The sequence below is a fragment of the Methylobacterium sp. CCH5-D2 genome (assembly GCF_001556475.1).
GTDB classification, from domain to species: Bacteria; Pseudomonadota; Alphaproteobacteria; order Rhizobiales; family Beijerinckiaceae; genus Methylobacterium; species Methylobacterium hispanicum.
In genome coordinates, this window is sequence record NZ_LSIX01000680.1 from 1 (window position 1) to 2,186 (window position 2,186).

At 65.3% G+C, this 2,186-nt stretch carries 2 protein-coding genes and 1 pseudogene; 2 read left to right on the top strand and 1 reads right to left on the bottom strand.

What is annotated here, in order from left to right; all coding sequences use genetic code 11:
* Window positions 1-88: 88 nt before the first annotated feature.
* Window positions 89-385: pseudogene (locus AX737_RS37275) on the bottom strand (transposase); the annotation flags it as partial.
* 472 nt (window positions 386-857) lie between these two features.
* Between AX737_RS37275 and AX737_RS17975 the strand changes: the two are divergent.
* Window positions 858-1,244, top strand: coding sequence for a hypothetical protein (locus tag AX737_RS17975; protein ID WP_238229928.1), 387 nt, complete (start codon window positions 858-860; stop codon window positions 1,242-1,244).
* 516 nt (window positions 1,245-1,760) lie between these two features.
* Window positions 1,761-2,024 carry a hypothetical protein gene (locus tag AX737_RS17980; protein WP_066923828.1) on the top strand — a complete coding sequence of 88 codons (264 nt, stop codon included), beginning with the start codon at window positions 1,761-1,763 and terminating at the stop codon, window positions 2,022-2,024.
* Window positions 2,025-2,186 lie beyond the last annotated feature (162 nt).

The following is a 2,186-nucleotide window of genomic DNA, read 5'->3' on the forward strand; positions in this document are numbered from 1 at the left end:
CGCGCCGGGTCCGCTGGGAGGCGGTCCTCGACCGCCTGACGCCCCCGGCCGGCGCCTGGTACACCGCCAAGATGCCGCGCGCGTAGTCTCAGTTGCGGCACCGCGAGCGCGGCTCGCTGCAGCAGGACGAGCGCCAGATCGACGGGGTAAACGCGGTGCGCCTGTACGAGGCGCTGTCCCGTCGGCAGCGGCTGCCGTCCAGGCAGCGGCGATGATCGTAGCCCTTGTCGGCGTGCAGCTTGTCGGGCTCGCGCCGTTGGCGACCGGGCCGACCGGTACGGACACCCGGCACCGCATCGAGCGTGGCAGCCAGCATGCGGCTGTCGTGGCAGTTGGCCCCCGTGAGCCTCAGGCCGAGCGGCGTGGCCCTGGCGTCCACGACGAGACAGGTCGTCGGGGACGAGAGCATCCAGGGCCTTCCAACCCGCTCACGCCGGTTTTGTCCCACACTCTGAAGCTCGTTCAGGGGACGTATCCCGGGGGAGGCGCTGGTACCCTCATGGTTCGCGGCCCGGACATTCATCCGATGAAGTCCATCAAGGGCCGGTACAAGCCGGCTGCGAATGTGGGCTAAGGGGAGGGCTGTCAGGCCGCGCTGAAGCTAAAAACCCAGTGCAGGCAATAACTCAGCTCGAGTGGCTGGCGGAGGTAGCGTCCGTCGCGTGAAAGGTTATGGCTCGCTAAGTAGTTGCTTATTATAGATTTCTTCAAGCGGGTTTGGGTTTGTGTAGGACGTTGAGTAGGACGTTTAGTCGGACGCTCAACGTGCAAAGAAGCACCTGTCTCGATGGGCCAGGCGTCGGGGCTGTGGCCCGGCGGGCATAGCGGCAGGGCAGGGCGGTCCGTATCCCGCGCCGATGTCCGCGCACCTCGCCCCCGTCCCGACCTCCGACCTTTACACCTGGCGCTCCGGCATCGAGCGCCTGAGCCCGGGGAAGAGCCCGTGCCCCGGCCTCTACGGTGAGCAGTGGCAGAAGACGCACGCTGCTATGCTCGACTTCCTGGAGCGGTTCGGCGCGCAGGCGGTGGAACTCGGCTGGACCGACCTCGACCTGTTCTCGGTCCATGCGCAGCACGGCACGATCCGCGGGGACTATTGCGGCGCTCTGGTGCCGATGCCGGGGCCCGTCGAGTTCATCGACGCCGACCGGATCAGCTTCGGGCTGCTGACCTACTACCGGACGCAGGTCGGCAACCCGCACCCGCGCCTGCGGGGCGTGCCGATCTGGGCGTTCAAGGGGTGAACGGGCTCATTCGCCAGCTCCGACACTGGCAATGATCTCGATCTCGTCCAGCTCCTCTGGCACCTCATGCTGAGGCGTCACCAAAATCTTCGTGGCTCTGAGGCCGCGTCGAGGTCGGCTTTCCCGGCGTGCAATTTCGAGGTTAATCGCCGTTGTGATGAATTATAGCGGCTCTTCACCATGCCTTAGTACAGATTTGAGCGCTGCTAATTCGGCTGGCGTGAGTGAGATTTTGCTTTTTACCACGATTGCTCCCTGGCTCAGGGCCTAGCGTATCCGCTTAGGGGTACAGCAAGTCTCAATCCGCCTTCGTCGTCCCCCCGAAATTCCCTCATCACGCCCACGCGACTCTGTCAAACACAATACGTCGCCGCACTCGACATTTCCTCATCGCATGACAAGTGGCCCTTCTCACAGCGAATATTAATGTAATTCACTTGCGGTTGGGCTGGCCGAGTTGCGGATTGGAGCCAGGAAGCACGGGCCATTACCGAGAGACGGCGCTATCCTCACGCCATGGCTGACCAGAAGATCACGGGCGCCCTGCGCAAGGCTGCCATCGTCACCGGCAACGAGATCAACGCCGCGGTCGACGCGGTGCTGGCGAAGCCGAAGACCGGGCAGTACCCGATCGGCGGCGGCTACCTGCTCGACCTCGCTGCGGCCGTCGAGGCGCATAGCTTCTCCGCGAAGGCTCTCGCCGATCCGGAGGCCAAGCCCGGTTGGCGGAGGACCATGGCGCGCACCGCGATCCTGATGGCGCGGCCGGAGAAGGCGTGATCACCTGGCGCCGGACCTTCGATGACGCGCCCCACGATTTCGTCGCGGAGCGGGACGGCCTCACGCTCGGGCGCGTCTATCGGCACAGGCCGGGCGGGTTGGAGCGAGAGGTCTGGTTCTGGACCGCGAGCGGGCTCCTCACGACGGCCGCGGAGATCGGCA

Excerpts from the sequence above, each read along its gene's own strand:
- AX737_RS17975 (WP_238229928.1), top strand. The coding sequence starts at position 858 with ATGTCCGCGCACCTCGCCCCCGTCCCGACCTCCGACCTTTACACCTGG.
- AX737_RS17980 (WP_066923828.1), top strand. The coding sequence starts at position 1,761 with ATGGCTGACCAGAAGATCACGGGCGCCCTGCGCAAGGCTGCCATCGTC.